The sequence below is a fragment of the Streptomyces capitiformicae genome (genome assembly GCF_002214185.1).
Classification (GTDB): Bacteria; Actinomycetota; Actinomycetes; order Streptomycetales; family Streptomycetaceae; genus Streptomyces; species Streptomyces capitiformicae.
The window spans coordinates 9,111,542-9,129,213 of sequence record NZ_CP022161.1; the positions used below are offsets into that span (position 1 = coordinate 9,111,542).

Here is a 17,672-nt window from a genome sequence, read left to right on the forward strand (position 1 = left end):
CACCTCAGCCCTTCAGGCCCGACGTGGCCATACCGTCGATCAGATACCGCTGGAAGGCCAGGAAGAAGGCCAGCACCGGCAGCAGAGCCACCAGCGACATCGCGATCATTCCGCCGTAGTTGGCCACGGCGTCCTGGTCCACGAACATCTTCAGGCCGAGCGAGACCGTGTACTTGTCGGGCGTATTCACATAGATCAGCGGGCCCATGAAGTCGTTCCAGGCGTTGATGAAGGTGAAGATCGCGCTGGTGATGAGCGCGGGCCGGCACAACGGCAGCACAATCGACCAGTAGATCCGGAAGTGGCCGCAGCCGTCGAGCCGGGCCGCCTCGTCGAGTTCCTTGGGCAGGTTCCGCATGAACTGCACCATCAGGAAGACGAAGAACGCCTCCGTGGCCAGGTATTTCGGGAGCAGGAGTGGGGTGTAGGTGTCGATCGCGTCCATGTTGCGGAACAGCACGTACTGCGGGATCAGCAGCACGTGGTATGGCAACAGGAGGGTGCCGATCATCAGGGTGAAGAGCAGGTTGCGGCCCGCGAACCTGATCTTCGCGAAGGCGTACGCGGTCAGCGAGCAGGAGACCAGGATCCCGATCACCGAACCGACGGCGAGCGTGAGCGAGTTGAGGAAGAAGGTGGAGATCGGGATATCGGCGATGCCGTCGGAGAGTCCCTTGTAGTTCGAGATGATCGGGTCGCCCGGGAAGAGGTCCAGGCTGCCGACGATGTCCTCGCTCTTCTTGAACGAGCCGCCGACAACCCAGATCACCGGGTAGAGGATCACTGCGAGGATCAACAGGGAGCCGATGTGCCAGGCGAGGGAACCTGGCAGTTTTCGCCGGAGAGCACCGGCCTTCGCGGACGGAGGCGGGGCGATCTCGGTGACCTGTGCGCTCATCAGGCACCCTCCTCGTAGTGCACCCAGCGTTTCTGGGACCAGAACAGCACCGCCGTCACCAGGGCAACCGCGATCAGCAACAGCCAGGCCATCGCGGAGGCAAGACCCATGCGGCTGTTCTCGAAGCCCTGGACGTAGAGATAGCAGGTGTAGACCATCGAACCGTCCGCCGGACCACAGGCGTTGCCTCCGGCGCCGCCGCCGACGATGTACGCCGAGCTGAAGATCTGGAAGGAGTGGATGGTCTCCAGCAGAACGTTGAAGAAGAGAACTGGGGAAATCATCGGCAGGGTGATGTTCCAGAACCGCCGCCACTTGCCCGCCCCGTCGACCTCGGCCGCCTCGTACAGCTCACGCGGGACCTGCTTGAGACCGGCGAGGAAGATGACCATGGGGGCGCCGAACTGCCAGACGGTCAGCGCCACCAGGCTGTAGATGATCATGTCGGGGTCGCCGCTCCAACCACCGACGTCGACCCCGAAGAGCTGCTGTGTCCTGTCGACGATGGCGTCGTCCGAGAAGATCGCCTTCCACACGATCGCGATGGAGACGCTCGCTCCGATCAACGACGGCGCGTAGAAGGCGGCCCGGTAGAAGGCCTGCCCGCGCCGCTTCTGGGCCAGCAGCAGCGCCACCCCGAGGGCGGCGAGCAGCTTGAGCGGCGTACCGATCACGACGTACCACAACGTCACCTGTACGGAGTGGCGCCAGCGCGGATCGGCGAACATCTCGGAGAAGTTGTCGAGGCCGATCCACTTGGGCGCGTCGTACAGGTTGTAGTCGGTGAAGGCGTAGTAGAGCGAGGCGACCATCGGCCCCGCTGTCAGCAGCAGGAATCCGGCGATCCACGGGGACATGAAGAGATAGCCGGCCAGGTTCTCCCGACGGCCCCGCCGCTTGAGAGCGGCGGGGCGCGAGGAGTTCACCGGACCGTGCCGCGACTCGGAGCGCTTGTCCTTGGACAGGCCCTCCGCGGCGGGGGCGTGTGTCACGGTGGTTCCCATCAGGTGGCGAGAGCCGTCTTCGACTCGGTGAAGAACTGCTTGACGGCGTCGTCCACCGGGCGCTTGCCCAGACCCACTTCCTCACCGATACGCAGGAAGGCGGCCTCACAGACGTCCGCGCCGTTCGGGTGCGGGGTGATGGGCTCCAGAACACCCGCGTCGACGAGGGACTGCTCGTACTCGGCGATCGCCTTGTTGACCGGATCGGTCGGCTTGAACGCGTCGTACTGGGCCTGCGTCGCGGGAACACCGCGGTCGTAGCCCATGATCTCGGCGACCTCGGGCTCGTGCACCATGAAGTTGATGAACTGGGCGACTTCCTTGGGGTGCTGGGTGCGCTTGGACGCGCTGAGCATGAGGGAGCCGAGGTACTGGCCGGTCTTCTTACCGTCTGTCGTCGGGATGGGAGCCAGGCCGTACTCGCTCTTGCCCTCGGAGGTGTAGCGGATGGTGAAGTTGTCCCAGGTGAACTCGCCTGCGGCGATTTCCCCGGAGACCGCCGACTTGGGCTTGATCTGGGCGACCTTCTTCTGGTCCGCGTAGAGGCCCTCCTCGACCGCCTTCTCGGCCTTCGCCCACCAGGCCTTCAGGTCCGCCTCGGCGAAGCCGAGCCCGTCCTCGGTGAAGAACGCCTTGCCGTTCTGGCGGAGGTAGAGGTCGTAGAGGTACATGACGTTGTACGGGCCGGTGTCGCCGGCGCGTCCCGCCTTGTCGCGGATCTTCTTCATCGCCGCGTCGTAGTCGTCCCAGGTCCAGCCCTGCTCCGGCTTGACGCCGGCCTTGGTGTAGACGTGCTTGTCGATCACCAGGGCCATGGAGTTGGAGCCGACCGGAACGCCGAGGAGTTTGCCGTCGATCTCGCCGAACTTCTCGAGGCCCGCTCTGAAGCCGTCCATCGAGAGATTGCCCGCCTCGACCTGTGCGCTGAGATCGAGCAGCACATTCCTCGCATCGTATTTGCGCAGGAATCCGACGGCATTCTGGAAGACATCCGGCGGATTTCCACCGGAGGCCTGAGTGTTGAACTTCTTCCAGAAGTCGGTGTAGGGCTGGAAGTCCGTCTTCACCTTGATCTTCGGATACTTCTTCTCAAAAAGCGCGATGCTCTTCTTGATGCGCTCCGCCCGGTCCTCGGCACCCCACCAGGAGTAACGGATCGTCACCGTCCCGTCCCCCGAACCGCTGTCGCCACCGCAGGCCGTGGCCGTCGCCCCCAGCCCCGCGACGGCCAGTGAGGCTCCGGCCACCTTGAGGATCGCCCGCCTCTCAACGTTCCTGTCTCGCTGCATGGTTGAGCCTCCCCGCGACGCTGCTTCCGCCTCATGAATCGTTTCAAGTAAGCGCTTGCTGGCACAAGCTACGTAGCCCCTCAGGAGACGTCAATGATTCGGACAGGAATTGATGGAAAGCGGAGGGGGCGCCGCGCGGGGCCGCGAGGCCCGTGTGGTGATGGGTCGTCAAGTGAACGCGCAGGTCGGAGAGTTGCAGACGGCGGGTCGACCGCGCTGTGGGCCGCCGGACGGAGTTGAAGCACGGCCGAAAGGAGTCAGCGGCGGCGCGGCGAACCCTCGCGAACGGCGCTCGGAGCGCGGCGATCCCGGCGAGCGTGAGACCGAGCGCGGGACCGGAGAGGACGGCCGACGGGGTCGGGCCCGTCGGGGTGGGTCACGGCCGACGGCCGCTCGCCACCGTGCCGTGTTCAGTGGGTCCGGCTCGAGGGAACCGGCGGCCCGAAGGTCGGTTCGTGTAACGAAAAGCGACCCGGTCCACGGAATCCGTGGACCGGGTCGCTGTCGGCCGGTGGGCGATACTGGGTTCGAACCAGTGACCTCTTCGGTGTGAACGAAGCGCTCTCCCACTGAGCTAATCGCCCGGACGCAGGAAGAACATTACCCCATGTCAGGGGGTGCCTCCGACCACGTTCAGCATGCCCAGCGCCACCCCGCCCGGGATCACTGGTCCTTGATGTTCCAGGGCATCTCGAAGCCGAACTTCCAGACATAGATGCCGACGAGGACGGTCACGATCACCAAGCCGATCGACGTCAGAATGATGTTGCGGCGCCGGACCTTCGGGTCGAGGGCACGCTGGGTGGCTTCGGTGACCTTCCGCTTGGTCCAGCGGAGCACCAGCTGGGCCCAGACGAATTCGGTCGCCCAGATCGCCATGCCACCGAAGATCACGACCCAGCCGGGCCCGGGCAGCGGCAACATGATCACGCCCGCGACGACCACCGCGAGCCCGATGATGAAAACGGCCACCTGCCAGCTCAGGTGCAGCATCCGGCGCGCCTTGACGAATTCCGGCGCACGAGACCCGAGCGGCGCTTCACTCTCCGCCACCTCGGCCTCACTGTTCGTTACGTTGGTCTCGCTCTTCGCTCCGTCGGCCGCCACGGCGACCTCCCCCGTTCCGTCACTCCGCGTGCCCATACGGCCAAACCCTACCGGAGAGAAACCCGTCACCGGAATGGTCGTACCCTCCGAAGTCGGCCTCGGCCGGATGAGCTACCAAAAGCGACGCAAAACCCTCAGAGGGGTTTACAACGGCACCGTAGGTGGCATGTCGATTTCGCCGACGTGCGAATCCCCGAGCGCACACTGAGCGAAAGGCCTTGGCGCTTATGAACACCACGGTCAGCTGCGAGCTGCACCTGCGCCTCGTTGTGTCGAGCGAGTCCTCACTGCCTGTACCCGCGGGACTGCGGTATGACACGGCCGATCCCTACGCCGTGCACGCCACCTTCCACACCGGAGCGGAGGAAACGGTCGAGTGGGTGTTCGCCCGTGACCTCCTGGCCGAGGGCCTGCACCGGCCCACCGGCACCGGCGACGTCCGTGTCTGGCCGTCGCGCAGCCATGGCCAGGGCGTCGTGTGCATCGCCCTGAGCTCTCCGGAGGGCGAAGCCCTGCTCGAGGCCCCGGCGCGGGCCCTGGAGTCCTTCCTGAAGCGCACAGACGCCGCCGTGCCGCCCGGCACGGAGCACCGGCACTTCGACCTCGATCAGGAGCTCTCGCACATCCTGGCGGAAAGCTAGGGCGAGGGCCCACAGAGCCGCCCGGCGCCGTCCACTCGGGGAGACGGCTCGGGCCAAGACAACCCGATACGGCTCAGGCCGACCGATCGACGCCGCCCCCGCGGAGTTCCGCGGGGGCGGCGTCGCCATACGGGCGGAATGGGGTGGGGCGGGGCGGGCGTCGCTTGTCCGTGCCCCGGGTAGGTGCTGGGCGGGAGGAGGTCCCGCCACTCGGCGGTTACGAGGTGCCGCCGCAGCGGCACGATTGCTCGCGGCTGCGTGCGGCTACGGCGGTCGGGACCGGTGCTCCCTTCGCGGGAGCCATTACCATCGGCCTGCATCGGCGGGCATCCGCCCGACCGGCCGCAGGCCAGGGAGCGAAACGTGCTGATCACCCACGACACCCGGTGTGCCCTCGACACCGTGGTGGATCTGGTGAACACCGCGCCGGAGAACGACACGGCGCCGGACGGGCTCACGGATGTCGCGTCGCTCGACGACTTCGTACGAAACCACGAGGTCAGCGATGTCGGTGCGCTGTCGGAGTTCGATCTCGCGGCCGTGCGCAAGGTCCGCGGGCGGTTCGCCGAGGTCTTCGCGGCCCCCGACCCGGGCTCGGCCGCCGCGGTCATCAACGACCTGATCGCCGCCGCGGGCACCACGCCCCGGCTCACGAACCACGACGGCTACGACTGGCATGTGCACTACTTCGCGCCCGGCGCGTCCGTCGCCGACCATCTCGCGGCCGACTGCGGCATGGCGCTCGCCTTCTTCGTCGTCGCCGGGGAACAGGAGCGGCTGCGCCGCTGCGAGGCGCCCGACTGCCGACGTGCCTTCGTCGACCTCTCCCGCAACCGCTCGCGCCGCTACTGCGACAGCCGCACCTGCGGAAACCGCCTGCACGTTGCCGCCTACCGGGCACGCCGCAAGGAGGCGGCCGGCTGAGGAATCGCCGGTCGAAGACGAAGACGAAGACGAACGACCGGGAGGGTTGAGGCGGAGATACGGGCGAGAACCCGCGCTCGGGGCTGACGGAGCCCTCGACGGGTGGCGTCAGGGGCTCCGTTTACGGCTCAGAGCATCAGCAGGTCGTGCAGTGACGCCATGAGCAGCAGGCAGCCGATCACCGCAAGGAAGATCATCAGCGGTGGCTGGGAGAGCGCGAAGAGACAACCTCGCCGCTCCTCGGGCGGGGCGGCGGTGTCGCTCTGTGTTGTGTCCAGCATCTCGCCGCGATGATGACGCAGCGGGCGCCCTCCGCGCGATCAACCCACCCCGAATGACGGGTAGTTCGCCAATATCCACAACGTCCGGAGCGAACGTGATCACTTCGGCATCGCCGCCCGACCTACTGTGTCGTTTCAGTAGGTCATATGCCCGACGGTCAGATGCCGTGCTTCTTGGTCAGATGCCGTGCTTCTTCAGGATCGCCTCGATGTCGCTGAAGTCGTCCGCGCCGGACTTCCCGGATTCCGTCGCCCGGGGTGCGGCAGCGGGGCGCGCCGCCGGTCGTGCGGTCCGGCCCAGCGAGGGCGCCGACGCCGCGGGGGCTATCGCCTCGGTGCGGGACGCCTCGCCCGCCTTGCGCTCCTTGCCGGTGATTCCGCGGCGCCGCTCCACGGCACGTGTGGTCATGAACAGGAACCAGGCGGCGCCGAGCACGCCGAATCCCGCCCAGGCGACCGGGCTGAAGGCGGTGTCGGCCAGCCATTCGACGACTCCGGTCATCACCAGGCCGAGGGGCACGAGTGAGTAGGCGGCGATACGGGTCGCCCTCAGGAAGCGCTTCCGATACGCCGTGATCGCGGCGATGCCCAGGCCGGCCGCGGAGACGGCGGAACAGACTGTCTCGGCAATCATCCGGTCCTCCAGGCAGTGCGCGGTCGGGCGGTGTCGGTCCGTCCCTTCCATCCTGCACCGCCGCGCGTCCGTTATGCCATGGCCGAGGGAGACCTCAGGGACATCTCCGGGTCGTCTCGGGGTCAGCCCCCACTTCAGCGAACCCGGTCACTTCAGCGAACCCGGTCACCTCAGCGACCCCGGTCGCCTCAGCGACCCCGGCCGTTCGGCGGGTGCGGCCCGGGCTGGGAGACTGATCCCCATGAGCGACTCCTCCCCCGTACCGCCCGCCGTCGTCCTGGACGTCTGGTGCGAACTCCAGTGTCCCGACTGCCGCAGCGCCCTCGACGACATCCGCGCACTGCGGGCCCGCTACGGCGACCGGCTCGACGTACGGCTGCGGCACTTCCCGCTGGAGAAGCACAAGCACGCCTTCGCCGCCGCGCAGGCCGCCGAGGAGGCGACGGAACAGGGCATGGCGTGGCCGTACATCGAGGCCGTACTCGGCCGGGTGGAGGAGCTGGACCGGGCGGGCGAGCCGTTCCTGGTCGAGGTGGCGCGTGAACTGGGCCTGGACGCCGAGGAGTTCGACACCGCCCTGATCGACGGCCGGCACATCCTGATCGTCGACGCCGACCAGGCGGAGGGCAAGGCGATCGGCGTGACCGGCACCCCCACGTACGTCATCGGCGGCGAGCACCTCGACGGCGGCAAGAGCCAGGCCGGACTGCGCGAGCGCGTCGAGGAGATCGCCGACCGTCTGCTGGCCGAGGGCGCCTGACCCACGGGGCGCCTCTCGCAGGCCCTCAGATCAGTTGCTTGGACAGGTGATAGGCGGTCGTCCGGTAGCCGAGGGACTCATAGAGGCACTCGGCCCGGAAGTTTCCCGCGAAGACGTTGAGGGCGATGGCGGACTTGCCGGCCTCCACGGCCTGGGCCTCGGCCAGCAGCATGAGCGAACGACCGTGACCGCGGCCCCGGTGCGCGGCGTCCACCTCCACGTCGTACACGAAGGCGGTGTCGTCGGCCAGGGCCACCCACAGGGCGCCGACCCGGGTTCCCTCGTGTTCCAACACGCTGAACAGCATGTTCTCGGTGGCGGACCCCTGCGGCAGCAGTCTCTCGTGGTCGCGCTCGGCCTTGGCGTACGCCTGGGCCTCGGGCACTCCGCGCGCGATCCAGTCCTGTGCGTAGCCCTCCCTGCTCGCCTCCTCCCACGGCCCGAACTCCGCCTCTGTCATGGGCCGCCCCCTGCTGCCTTCGGGCAGTTCGGGTGGGACGCCGGTCAGGGACTTGCTCATGCCGCGATTGCGCAGGACGTAACCGAGCACCTCGGTCAGTCGCAGGGCGGCCTGGGCGTCGGCCGGGACGGACGTCTCGATCCGCCGGCAGCCCCAGCCGCGCGCCACCTCCTCGGCGGCGAGTGCGGCCACGGTGCCCCGCCCTCGCCGCCGGTCCGGTTCCTCGATCCGCAGATCCAGGAGCCGGGCCACCGAATCCCCGAAGACGGGGTGCGTACCGAGGTGTATCGCGCCGACGGGACGGCTGTTCACGCACACCTGATAGCGGCGCGAACGCGTCCCGTCGGCGGCGTGCTGAAGCGGCTCGCTGGGCCGCAGGGTCGTGGTCATCAGGGGTGTTCTACCCGCTGCGGACCGCCGGGTCAGCCCAATATCGGCGGCTTTTACGGATCCAGGTCGTTCCCGGACCGCTCGTCGAACACCCGCATCGCCTTCGCCGTGACGGGGCCCGGCGTACCCCCGAGTTCGCGGGCGTCGACCCGGTGCACGGCCTGCACGTCACGCAGGCTCGACGTGAGGAAGACCTCGTCGGCGCGTTCCAGGACGTCCAGCGGCAGGTCGGTCTCCCGGGCGCCCGTCCACTCGACGACGAGCGCGCGGGTGATGCCCGCGAGACAGCCGGAGGCGACCGGCGGGGTGTGTATCTCGCCGTCGAGGACGACGAAGACGTTGGAGCCCGTGCCCTCGCACAGTTGGCCCACCGTGTTGGCGAAGAGGGCCTCGGTCGCGCCCTGTTCGTGGGCGCGGGCGAGGGCGACGACGTTCTCCGCGTACGAGGTGGTCTTCAGGCCGGTGAGGGCGCCGCGCTCGTTGCGGGTCCAGGGGACGGTGATCACGGCGGTGGAGTCCGCGCGCCGCTTGGTCGCGCCGAGGGCGACGACAAGGGTCGGACCGTGGTCGCCCCGGTCGGAGCCGAGCGGGGAGAGGCCGCCGGTGTACGTGATGCGCAGGCGGCCGAGCGCCATCGGGTTGGCGTCCAGAACGGCGGCGCAGGCACGGCGCACCTCGTCGAGATCGGGCTCGGGCAGTCCGAGACCGCGCGCCGAGCGGGCGAGCCGGTCGAGGTGGCGGGTCAGGGCGAACGCGCGCCCGTCGACCGCTTTGGCGGTCTCGAAGACTCCGTCGCCCACGGTCAGTCCGTGGTCGAGGACGGAGACACGGGCGGAGTCGATGTCCTGCAACCCGCCGTCGAGCCATATCTTCACTTGGGGGTCCTCCCAGTCGCCTCGTACGTTCCCGACGCTACCGCGAGCAGTCTGGCGGCCTTCAGCTCGGTCTCCCGCCACTCCGCCTCGGGGTCCGACCCCCAGGTGATGCCCGCCCCCGTACCGAAGCGAAGCTCGCCCGCGGCCCGGTCGATCCAGAAGGTACGGATGCCGACGGCCAGCTCTCCGGTGCCCCGGTCGGCGTCGACCCAGCCGATGCCCCCGCAGTACGGGCCGCGCGGCGCGGTCTCCAGTTCGTCGATGATCCGCAGGGCGCTGGACTTGGGGGCACCGGTGACGGAACCGGGCGGGAAGGCGGCGGTGAGCAGCTCCGGCCAGCCCGCGTCCTCGCGCAGTTCGCCGCGCACGGTGGAGACGAGGTGGACCAGCCCCGGGTGCTTCTCGACGACGCACAGGTCGGGCACGGTCACGGAGCCGGTGGCGCAGACCTGGCCGATGTCGTTGCGGACCAGGTCGACGATCATCACGTTCTCGGCGTAGTCCTTCTCCAGGAGGTCTGCCTCGGTGCGTCCGGTGCCCTTGATCGGGCCGGACTCGACGACCCGGCCGGCGCGGCGAAGGAAGAGTTCGGGCGACGCGGTCGCGATCTCCACGCCGTGCCCCGGCAGGCGAATCGTTCCTGCGTACGGTGCCGGGTTGCCGCGCGCCAGCAGCGCGGTCAGCGCGTCCACGTCGGCGTCCGGTGCGACGGGCGCGGACAGCACCCGGCAGAGGTTCGCCTGGTAGACCTCGCCGGTGGCGATGTACTCGCGGATTCGGCGTACGCCCGCGGTGTACGCGGCGCGGTCGAGGGACGACGTCCAGTCGTCGGCGGCCGGCCCACGCCACTCCCCCGGCACCGGAGCGGGCGCCGGCTCGCGGCGTACGTCAGCGAAGCGCGCGCACACCAGACCGCCCTCGTAGTCGGCGCGGACGGCCCAGAAGCCCGACGAGTCCAGGGCGGCGGGATCGCTGGTCACATCGGTGAGACCGGTGGCGACGAGGTCGCCGAAGCGGGCGAGAGGAGGGAGGTCGAGCACGCAGTCGAGTCTAGGACGAGCTTCGGAAGGCGGTCCCGACCAGGTCCTGACCAGGTCCGGAAGTGGACGCACCGCAGCACGCTGCACAAACGCGTTTTTGTACTGGCCCCGGAATCCGCTAGAGTTCAACACGTCGCCGGAACGCGGAAGCGGGCCGGAAACGACAAGCGGACGTAGCTCAGTTGGTAGAGCGCAACCTTGCCAAGGTTGAGGTCGCCAGTTCGAACCTGGTCGTCCGCTCGCAGGAAAGTGGGGGATCTTCCCGAACCCACACTCCTGGTGGAGTGGCCGAGAGGCGAGGCAACGGCCTGCAAAGCCGTCTACACGGGTTCAAATCCCGTCTCCACCTCCAAGGACGATTAGCTCAGCGGGAGAGCGCTTCCCTGACACGGAAGAGGTCACTGGTTCAATCCCAGTATCGTCCACTGGAGCCTGAGGGCTTCACCCCGCGCGATTAGCTCAGCGGGAGAGCGCTTCCCTGACACGGAAGAGGTCACTGGTTCAATCCCAGTATCGCGCACGCAAGATCCACAATCTCCGGGCCTCCCGGGTTGTGATCCCGAGGACGATTAGCTCAGCGGGAGAGCGCTTCCCTGACACGGAAGAGGTCACTGGTTCAATCCCAGTATCGTCCACACACCGATGCCCCCGGCCGTCTCGTACGGCCGGGGGCTTCGTCGTATGTGCGGCGCGGACGCGCCACACGCGCGGGCTCAGCTGGAGAAGAGCATGTGGCCGAAGCCGCGGTTGTGGTGACCGTGCCCGCCGTGGTGCCCTCCGTGGTGACCGCCGTGCGGGGCACCCCAGGCGGGAGCGCCGTGGCCGCCGCCCGACGGGTACTGCGGGGCGGCCGGCGGCGGAGGAACGGCCGGGCCGCCGCCCCACTGCGACTCCAGGCGGGTCAGTGCCTCCAGCTCGCCGTAGTCGAGGAAGATCCCGCGGCAGCCGCTGCACTGCTCGATCTGGACGCCATTGCGGTTGTAGGTGTGCATCGGCGCATGGCACTTCGGACACTGCATGTGCATGGTTCGGCTCAACTCCTCGCCGTTCGGTGCTGCTTCGCGTTACGCCAGGACAGACACTGCCCGGCTGCGGTCGGTTGCACCCTACTTCGGGAAAACGTTCGCCAACTCCGGCGGGATGGTACTCATTCGGTCACATGCATCGATAACGGCCTGCTGCACGTCGTCAAGGGGGCGACCGGCCGCCGTCGACTTGGCGATCGCCAGGGCCGCCGTCTGCACGGTGAGTGCGCGGGCCGGTACGTCCAGTACGGGCCAGGGGTCGGCGTGCGCCGGGACCGCCGGGCCGCCCGCCTGCCGGTACGCGGTGAGGAAGCGGGTCCACTCGTCGGGCGGGAGGAGGCCGCAGGCGTACCACGCGGCCGGGCGGGCGAGGTCCCAGGCGGGGACGCCCACGCCGAGGTCGTCGACGTCTATCAGGCGCCAGGAGTCGGTGGTGGCCGGGTGGCGTACGAGCTGACCGAGGTGCAGGTCGCCGTGGCAGAGGGTGGTTGGGTCGGGCATGGGGGACTCGGCTCGGGCCCAGGCGGGGAGGGTGTGCCAGGCGCGGAGAACGGGGGCCGCGGCGGGGTGGTGCGGGGCGGTGGTGTGGAGGCGGGCGATGGCTTGGGCCGCCTTCCTGGGGCCGCGCATGGGGGGCAGGGAGGTGGGTGGCCGGCGCTGGTGGAGGCGGGCGAGAAGGGTGGCCGCCGCTTCCCAGGGGACGTTCTCGGGGGCCTCGGGATCTACGGGGGTGCCGTACGGCCAGAACGTGATGAGGCGGCCGTGGAGGGGGGTGGGTGCGGGGCGGAGGGGGGACAGGAGGATGTCGGGGTTGTCGGTGGCGACGGTCAGGCGGAGGGTCAGGGCGGTGGGGTTCGTGTCGGGGGCGTGGGCCTTGGCGACGGTGTCCGCGTGGCGGACCACCGTGCCGTCGTCGCGTTCCGCGAGGACCGTGTCGGTGTGGGAGCAGGGGGTGGATTCGGGGTGGGCTGTGCTGCGTACCTTGGCCCTGAGGGCGGGTAGTACGTCGGCGGCGGTCACTGGTCCCCCTTGCTGGGCGTACGGCGCTGTCGATGAGCCTACGCAGGTCGGCACCCTCCACTGGGGCGGACCGGGGGGTTGGCAACTGTTCGCCGAGGAATGCGCATGAGGCCGCTTTAACTCGATCGTGTGATGGTCGGCTCGCAGGCTTGCAGCACCGTGGGCCAGTCGGGTTGGCGTTGCCGTGCGATCTGGGACGCCGGGTACGGCGCCGGCGTGCGGGGCCCCCGCTCCACCAGAGAGATGGTCCGGGGCCTCCCCGTCGCCTCTGGCCGAACCCAACTGGCCAGGTCGCGTCAGGGCAGTGTCCACAGCGGCCTCCGGCCGCGGGGGCCTCCCGGGATCGGACCACGCACAGGATGCGTGTCGCCGCCTCGGGGTTGAGTACGCCGGGGACCTTGGGGTCCCCCCGGACGAAGTCTGGGGGAGCGCCCAAGACCGTTCGGGGCGCGCGGCTGATTCGGGATCACTCCCGCTCAGTCCCCAGGAACGGTTGGTTCCGCAGCTCGGCGGTGACGAGGTGCCGCTGCGCCCACCCTCCCCCACTCTCGGCTTCTCCCCCACTCTCGGCTCCGCTCGAGCGGGAGGTGCCCCCATGAGCGGGAGGTGCCCCCATCGCCCCAGCGGCACGATTGCCCGCAGCTATGTGAGGTTGCCGGGGAAAGTGCAACGCCCGCGCAGCTCCCCAGCTGCGCGGGCGTTTATTGCCGTCCGCCGCACCCCCGTCCCCACGGGGTTTCATGGGTGGATGTCCCCGCCCGGACCGCTCTTCCGGGCCTGGGGTCGCCGCTCAGCGCCCCAGCATCACACCCACGGACGACGCTTGTGTGACCACTGCATCCCAGCCGCCGAAGGCGTACACGAGCAGGGCCGCCAGGGGGAGGACCATCGCGGTCGCCACCAAGGGGTGGCGACGGCCCGGGCGGTGGTCGGCGGTGAACATCCTGCGCTCCCGGGTGCGGATCGCCGTCCGCGGTGCCGTGTGGGCCATGGTCCCTCCTCCTGTCCGATCTCGTCATGCGTTGCTTGTCGTTGGCAGCGGCGGGTGTCTGACCTCGGGGGACGAGTGCTGCACCCGCCGCTTGACCTCAAATCTAGGCGCGCGGCGGGTGCGGGTCGTCATGCCCTCGTACCGATTGGCGGGCCTCCCGGAGGATGAGCGATGACCTGCGACGTACTCCCCAGGGTGGAGACGAGGTCCTACGTCTCGGGGTCTTCCCGGAGGGGATGCCCGGAAGATGCCTGGAGTGTCCCTTCTGTTACTGGTTCCGCTCCGTGCCGTCCTCGCGGGGAACCGGCTGTTCCACCAGCGCCAGCACCCGGTTCGCCATGAACCTCGCGGTACGGACCACCGTGCCGCTGCGGGTGACTTCGCTCACTTCCACGACACCTCGCCGTACCGCCGTCTCCACCCGGCGTCCGGCCCTGCTCGCGATCACCTCGTAGGTACGCGTCGTGTCCCCGGCGTCCACGACTATCTCCACACGGTCACCCTTCACGGGTTCAATCCCCCTTCTGCGGTGGGTGGTTGGGATCCCAGGGAGCCCAACGCGGCCTCGAACTCACGTTCCCTGACCACCCTTCAAGTTTCCCACCCGGCACTGACAATCGATCGGGTCGCGAAGGCGCGGCCTCTGCGCACGCCCGGCCGTGGAAACGTAAGCTGTGGCTCGTCAGACGGAACGGGCAGCGGGGATGAACATGGCGATGATGCGCCTGAGGCGCGAGGACCCGCGCGTCGTCGGCTCGTTCAGGATCCACAGACGGCTCGGCGCGGGCGGGATGGGCGTTGTCTACCTGGGCTCCGACCGGCGTGGGCAGCGAGTCGCGCTGAAGGTGATCCGGCCGGATCTGGCGGAGGACCAGGAGTTCCGGTCGCGGTTCGCGCGCGAGGTGTCGGCGGCTCGGCGGATCAGGGGTGGGTGTACGGCACGGCTCGTCGCCGCGGATCTGGAGGCGGACCGGCCGTGGTTCGCCACGCAGTACGTGCCGGGTCCCTCGCTGCACGACAAGGTCGCCGAGGAGGGGCCGCTGTCGGCCGCCGAAGTGGCCTCGATCGGGGCCGCCCTCTCCGAAGGGCTTGTGGCCGTGCACGAAGCGGGCGTCGTACACCGGGATCTGAAGCCGTCCAACATCCTGCTGTCGCCCAAGGGGCCGCGGATCATCGACTTCGGTATCGCCTGGGCGACGGGGGCCTCGACGCTGACGCATGTCGGTACGGCCGTGGGGTCGCCGGGGTTCCTCGCGCCCGAACAGGTACGTGGGGCGGCGGTCACACCGGCCACGGACGTCTTCTCCCTCGGGGCCACGCTCGCCTACGCGGCGACCTCCGACTCCCCCTTCGGGCACGGCAGTTCGGAGGTCATGCTCTACCGGGTCGTGCACGAGGAGCCGCAGCTGCGCGGGGTGCCCGACGCGCTGGCGCCCCTGGTCCGCGCCTGTCTGGCGAAGGACCCGGACGAGCGACCCAGCACGCTGCAACTGTCGTTGCGGCTCAAGGAGATCGCGGCCCGTGAGGCACAGGGCCTGGCGGATGTCCGGCCGCCCGCGCCGCGCTCCGACCCGGATCGGCCGTCGGGGCGGCTCGCCGAGCAGTACGTCGAGCAGCGCACGTTGCGGCAGCCGCCGGACACACGGCCGGACACGCGTAGGTCGCAGCCGGGTTCGCCTGGTACGCCGCCGCCTCGGACCGGGGGTGGCTCCCGGACCGGCGGTGGTTCACGGCCGGGAGCGCGGCCCGGGACCTCACGCAACAGCACCGGAGCCGGCAAGCGGCCTTCGCCCCGCAGCGGCGCCGGGCGTCCGGGGCCCCGGACCAATGGGACCGGGCGGCGGCCCGCCAATCCGCGGCTGCTGCGCCAGCGGTTGGTGGTGTTCGTCGTGGTGACGCTGCTGGCGGCGCTCGGTATCGCGACGGCGCAGGGGTGCCAGGGTCCGTCGCGCGGGCTCGACGGTGAGGGTAAGCGGAAGGACGTACGGCAGGAGCAGCAGTTCGCGCCCCTGCCGGAGGGTGAGTTGATGGAACAGCGGTACACGTCGACCATCGAAGCCGTGGATCCCGACTGACGTCAGAGACCCGGAATCTGCCGGGGCCGGTCAGGCCTGCGGGCGGCCCGTCGCCACCGCGTAGAACGCGACGGCCGCCGCCGCGCCCACGTTGAGCGAGTCGACGCCGTGGGCCATGGGGATGCGGACCCATTCGTCGGCCGCCATCAGGGCCTTGGTGGAGAGGCCGTCGCCCTCCGCGCCGAGCATCAGGGCGACACGGTCCATCCGGTGCGGGGCGGCCTCGTCGAGGGACTTCGCCTTCTCGTCCGGGGTGAGGGCGAGGAGCGTGAAACCCGCGTCGCGAACGGCGTCCAGGCCCTTGGGCCAGGTGTCGAGCCGGGCGTACGGGACGGAGAAGACCGCGCCCATGGAGACCTTGACGCTGCGGCGGTAGAGCGGGTCCGCGCAGTCGGGCGAGAGCAATACGGCGTCCATACCCAGGGCTGCGGCCGACCGAAATATCGCGCCAATGTTTGTATGGTCATTCACGGATTCCATGATCACGACGCGGCGGGCCGTCCGGAGCAGTTCGGCCGCCGTCGGCAGCGGTTTGCGCTGCATGGAGGCAAGGGCGCCGCGGTGCACGTGGTAGCCGGTGACCTGTTCGGCGAGGGCCGGGCTGACCGCGTAGACGGGGGCCGGGAGTTCGTCGATGACGTCGCGCATGACGTCGACCCACTTGGCGGACAGCAGCATCGAACGCATCTCGTAGCCGGCGTCCTTGGCCCGTCGGATGACCTTCTCGCCCTCGGCGATGAACAGGCCCTCGGCCGGTTCGCGCTTACGGCGCAGTTCGACGTCGGTCAGGCCCGTGTAGTCGCGCAGACGCGGGTCGTCGGGGTTCTCCACGGTGATGAGATCGGCCACAGGGTGATACTGCCTTGTCCTGGGTGTCGTGCCAACGGCTTGGGACGGTTTACGTTACCCGGGGTTACTCGGCGGGCTCCGGGTGCAGCGTGCCCACGTTCACGACCTCGCCGATGACGATGACCGCCGGGGGCTTGACCTCCTGCGTACGTACCGTCTCGGCGACCGTGGCGAGGGTCGCGTCGACCCTGCGCTGGGCGGCCGTGGTGCCCTCCTGGACCAGGGCGACCGGCGTTTCAGGGGACTTGCCGTGAGCCACCAGGGTCTCGGCGATCCTGCCGATCTTGTCGACGCCCATGAGGACGACGAGTGTGCCGGTCAGCTTGGCGAGCGAGGCCCAGTCGACCAGGGAACGCTCGTCGTCGGGGGCCACATGACCGCTGACCACGGTGAACTCGTGGGCGACGCCCCGGTGGGTGACCGGGATGCCGGCCGCGCCGGGGACGGAGATCGAGCTGGAGATGCCGGGGACGACCGTGCAGGGGATCCCGGCCTCGGCGAGTGCGTGGAGTTCCTCCATGCCCCGACCGAAGACGTACGGGTCGCCACCCTTGAGGCGTACGACCGACTTGCCCTGCTTCGCGTGCTCGATCAGCGCGTTGTTGATGGCCTCCTGGGCCATGAAACGGCCGTACGGGATCTTCGCGGCGTCGATCACCTCGACGTGCGGCGGGAGTTCGGCGAGGAGATCGCGGGGGCCGAGGCGGTCGGCGATGACGACGTCGGCCTCGGCGAGGAGGCGGCGGCCGCGGACGGTGATCAGGTCCGGGTCGCCGGGGCCGCCGCCGACGAGGGCGACGCCGGGGGTGCGGGTGCGGTGGTGGGGGGCGACCAGGGTGCCGTCGCGGAGGCCCTCGACGACCGCGTCGCGGATGGCGGCGGTATGGCGGGGGTCGCGGCCCCGGGCGCTGGTGGTGAGCACGGCGACCGTGACGCCCTCGCTGTGGCCCGTCGCCGGGGTCCAGGCGGTGGCTTCCTCGGCGTTGTCGGAGCGGACGCACCAGACGCGGTTTCGCTCCGCCTCGGCCGAGGCGCGCGTGTTCGCTTCCGTGTCGCCGGTGGCGATCAGGGCGTACCAGGCCTCCGCCAGGTCGCCTTCCGCGTAGGGGCGCTTTTCCCAGGTCAGCTCGCCCGCGTCCGCCATCGCCTCCACGGAGGGGGTGGCCTCCGGGGAGACCAGGAGGATGTCGGCGCCGGATGCGATGAGGGCGGGGAGGCGGCGTTGGGCCACCTGGCCGCCGCCGAGGACGACGACCTTGCGGCCGGTGAGGCGGAGGCCCACGGGGTAGGCGGGGTGTTCGGCCATGAGGTGCGGCTCCCTCGGGCTGGCGGCGGTGCGGTGGGGCGCGCTGCGGCTTTGGAGCGGGCCTGACGTGCGGATTCTATGGTGCGGGTGGGTGGGGGCCGGG

The 17,672-nt window shown here is 69.5% G+C and carries 19 protein-coding genes and 6 tRNA genes; 9 read left to right on the forward strand and 16 right to left on the reverse strand.

Going from position 1 to position 17,672, the window contains the following annotated elements; translation table 11 throughout:
- Positions 1 to 4: 4 nt before the first annotated feature.
- From CES90_RS40855 to CES90_RS40875, 5 genes are all read right to left on the reverse strand, one after another.
- Positions 5 to 898, reverse strand: a complete 894-nt coding sequence (locus tag CES90_RS40855; RefSeq protein WP_189785971.1) for a carbohydrate ABC transporter permease — start codon at positions 896 to 898, stop codon at positions 5 to 7.
- Positions 898 to 1,902 (reverse strand): carbohydrate ABC transporter permease, encoded by a 1,005-nt coding sequence (locus CES90_RS40860; protein WP_189785970.1) that lies wholly within the window; start codon positions 1,900 to 1,902, stop codon positions 898 to 900. The genes CES90_RS40855 and CES90_RS40860 overlap by 1 nt, the downstream gene beginning before the upstream one ends.
- A complete protein-coding gene (locus tag CES90_RS40865; protein ID WP_189785969.1) occupies positions 1,902 to 3,191 on the reverse strand; it encodes an ABC transporter substrate-binding protein in 1,290 nt (429 codons plus the stop codon). Before CES90_RS40865 ends, CES90_RS40860 begins: the two co-directional genes overlap by 1 nt.
- Positions 3,192 to 3,703: 512 nt before the next feature.
- Positions 3,704 to 3,775 (reverse strand) — tRNA-Val (locus CES90_RS40870).
- 79 nt (positions 3,776 to 3,854) lie between these two features.
- A complete protein-coding gene (locus tag CES90_RS40875) occupies positions 3,855 to 4,334 on the reverse strand; it encodes a TIGR02611 family protein (protein ID WP_189785982.1) in 480 nt (159 codons plus the stop codon).
- A gap of 191 nt (positions 4,335 to 4,525) precedes the next feature.
- Here CES90_RS40875 and CES90_RS40880 point away from each other — a divergent pair, with 191 nt between their 5' ends.
- Together CES90_RS40880 and CES90_RS40885 are read left to right on the forward strand one after the other, a co-directional pair.
- The gene (locus tag CES90_RS40880; protein ID WP_004002642.1) at positions 4,526 to 4,939 is read left to right on the forward strand and encodes an SsgA family sporulation/cell division regulator; all 414 of its coding nucleotides are present in this window, start codon (positions 4,526 to 4,528) and stop codon (positions 4,937 to 4,939) included.
- Between the two features lie 363 nt (positions 4,940 to 5,302).
- Positions 5,303 to 5,863: a CGNR zinc finger domain-containing protein gene (locus tag CES90_RS40885; protein ID WP_189785968.1), complete on the forward strand. Its 561-nt coding sequence runs from the start codon at positions 5,303 to 5,305 to the stop codon at positions 5,861 to 5,863.
- A gap of 128 nt (positions 5,864 to 5,991) precedes the next feature.
- Here the strand turns inward: CES90_RS40885 and CES90_RS40890 are convergent, their stop codons facing one another.
- Both CES90_RS40890 and CES90_RS40895 read right to left on the reverse strand, forming a co-directional pair.
- Positions 5,992 to 6,144 (reverse strand): hypothetical protein, encoded by a 153-nt coding sequence (locus CES90_RS40890; RefSeq protein WP_189785967.1) that lies wholly within the window; start codon positions 6,142 to 6,144, stop codon positions 5,992 to 5,994.
- Between the two features lie 178 nt (positions 6,145 to 6,322).
- The gene (locus tag CES90_RS40895) at positions 6,323 to 6,778 is read right to left on the reverse strand and encodes a hypothetical protein (protein WP_229914164.1); all 456 of its coding nucleotides are present in this window, start codon (positions 6,776 to 6,778) and stop codon (positions 6,323 to 6,325) included.
- Positions 6,779 to 7,019: 241 nt separating this feature from the next.
- On the opposite strand from CES90_RS40895, the gene CES90_RS40900 reads away from it, so the two are divergent.
- The gene (locus tag CES90_RS40900; protein ID WP_189785965.1) at positions 7,020 to 7,538 is read left to right on the forward strand and encodes a DsbA family protein; all 519 of its coding nucleotides are present in this window, start codon (positions 7,020 to 7,022) and stop codon (positions 7,536 to 7,538) included.
- Positions 7,539 to 7,563: 25 nt separating this feature from the next.
- On the opposite strand, the gene CES90_RS40905 is transcribed toward CES90_RS40900, so the two are convergent.
- From CES90_RS40905 to CES90_RS40915, 3 genes are read right to left on the reverse strand one after another with little or no spacing between them, the layout of a single operon-like run.
- Positions 7,564 to 8,388: a GNAT family N-acetyltransferase gene (locus CES90_RS40905; protein WP_189785964.1), complete on the reverse strand. Its 825-nt coding sequence runs from the start codon at positions 8,386 to 8,388 to the stop codon at positions 7,564 to 7,566.
- Between the two features lie 53 nt (positions 8,389 to 8,441).
- A complete protein-coding gene (locus CES90_RS40910) occupies positions 8,442 to 9,263 on the reverse strand; it encodes an aminotransferase class IV (RefSeq protein WP_189785963.1) in 822 nt (273 codons plus the stop codon).
- Positions 9,260 to 10,303, reverse strand: coding sequence for a chorismate-binding protein (locus CES90_RS40915; RefSeq protein ID WP_189785962.1), 1,044 nt, complete (start codon positions 10,301 to 10,303; stop codon positions 9,260 to 9,262). The genes CES90_RS40910 and CES90_RS40915 overlap by 4 nt, the downstream gene beginning before the upstream one ends.
- Before the next feature lie 167 nt (positions 10,304 to 10,470).
- Between CES90_RS40915 and CES90_RS40920 the strand changes: the two genes are divergently transcribed.
- The 5 genes from CES90_RS40920 (at position 10,471) to CES90_RS40940 (ending at position 10,938) form a co-directional block, all read left to right on the forward strand.
- Positions 10,471 to 10,543: transfer RNA gene (locus CES90_RS40920), tRNA-Gly, on the forward strand.
- A gap of 38 nt (positions 10,544 to 10,581) precedes the next feature.
- Positions 10,582 to 10,655 (forward strand) — tRNA-Cys (locus CES90_RS40925).
- A 1-nt stretch (position 10,656) separates the two neighbouring features.
- Positions 10,657 to 10,728: transfer RNA gene (locus CES90_RS40930), tRNA-Val, on the forward strand.
- A 23-nt stretch (positions 10,729 to 10,751) separates the two neighbouring features.
- A tRNA-Val gene (locus CES90_RS40935) sits at positions 10,752 to 10,823 on the forward strand.
- Positions 10,824 to 10,866: 43 nt separating this feature from the next.
- Positions 10,867 to 10,938 (forward strand) — tRNA-Val (locus CES90_RS40940).
- 78 nt (positions 10,939 to 11,016) lie between these two features.
- Here the strand turns inward: CES90_RS40940 and CES90_RS40945 are convergent.
- The 4 genes from CES90_RS40945 to CES90_RS40960 all read right to left on the reverse strand — a co-directional run bounded on the left by CES90_RS40945 (position 11,017) and on the right by CES90_RS40960 (position 13,847).
- Positions 11,017 to 11,322, reverse strand: a complete 306-nt coding sequence (locus CES90_RS40945) for a TFIIB-type zinc ribbon-containing protein (protein ID WP_189785981.1) — start codon at positions 11,320 to 11,322, stop codon at positions 11,017 to 11,019.
- Positions 11,323 to 11,409: 87 nt separating this feature from the next.
- Positions 11,410 to 12,348 carry a phosphotransferase family protein gene (locus tag CES90_RS40950; RefSeq protein ID WP_189785961.1) on the reverse strand — a complete coding sequence of 313 codons (939 nt, stop codon included), beginning with the start codon at positions 12,346 to 12,348 and terminating at the stop codon, positions 11,410 to 11,412.
- Positions 12,349 to 13,138: 790 nt separating this feature from the next.
- Positions 13,139 to 13,339 carry a hypothetical protein gene (locus CES90_RS40955; protein ID WP_189785960.1) on the reverse strand — a complete coding sequence of 67 codons (201 nt, stop codon included), beginning with the start codon at positions 13,337 to 13,339 and terminating at the stop codon, positions 13,139 to 13,141.
- 268 nt (positions 13,340 to 13,607) lie between these two features.
- Positions 13,608 to 13,847, reverse strand: coding sequence for a hypothetical protein (locus CES90_RS40960; RefSeq protein WP_189785959.1), 240 nt, complete (start codon positions 13,845 to 13,847; stop codon positions 13,608 to 13,610).
- Positions 13,848 to 14,043: 196 nt separating this feature from the next.
- Here CES90_RS40960 and CES90_RS40965 point away from each other — a divergent pair, with 196 nt between their 5' ends.
- On the forward strand, positions 14,044 to 15,414 hold the full coding sequence (locus tag CES90_RS40965) for a serine/threonine-protein kinase (RefSeq protein WP_189785980.1): 1,371 nt from the start codon (positions 14,044 to 14,046) through the stop codon (positions 15,412 to 15,414).
- A 30-nt stretch (positions 15,415 to 15,444) separates the two neighbouring features.
- Here CES90_RS40965 and CES90_RS40970 read toward each other — a convergent pair whose 3' ends face one another.
- Positions 15,445 to 16,263, reverse strand: coding sequence for a TrmH family RNA methyltransferase (locus tag CES90_RS40970; protein WP_189785958.1), 819 nt, complete (start codon positions 16,261 to 16,263; stop codon positions 15,445 to 15,447).
- 64 nt (positions 16,264 to 16,327) lie between these two features.
- Positions 16,328 to 17,569: a uroporphyrinogen-III C-methyltransferase gene (gene cobA / locus CES90_RS40975; RefSeq protein WP_189785957.1), complete on the reverse strand. Its 1,242-nt coding sequence runs from the start codon at positions 17,567 to 17,569 to the stop codon at positions 16,328 to 16,330.
- Positions 17,570 to 17,672: the final 103 nt, after the last annotated feature.